General features: G+C 54.4%; 1 protein-coding gene. It reads right to left on the bottom strand.

What is annotated here, in order from left to right; translation table 11 throughout:
• Window positions 1-217: hypothetical protein (locus KJQ96_RS39820; RefSeq protein ID WP_213291303.1), on the bottom strand; the 217-nt coding region annotated here is incomplete at both ends.

The following is a 217-nucleotide window of genomic DNA, read 5'->3' as shown; positions in this document are numbered from 1 at the left end:
ACGTCTCATGCCCAAGCCCCGGACGCCCCACCAGAGCTCCGGTAGCGCTGGTAATGTTGGGTGAAGGATAAGTGTAGTCGATCTTGCTGTCATGATAACCAAACGAGGCATACGCGGTCATCCAGTCAGTCACGTCCACTTCACCTTTTACGGTGGTGAAGAAGTCCTTCGGCTTATAGTAGGCCCACGGCACCTGGAAATTAGTTCCGGCTTTCGG

Origin of the sequence: Bradyrhizobium sp. sGM-13, assembly GCF_018398875.1 — a bacterium.
Lineage (GTDB): Bacteria > Pseudomonadota > Alphaproteobacteria > Rhizobiales > Xanthobacteraceae > Bradyrhizobium.
This window is presented reverse-complemented; position numbering and strand designations above follow the sequence as displayed.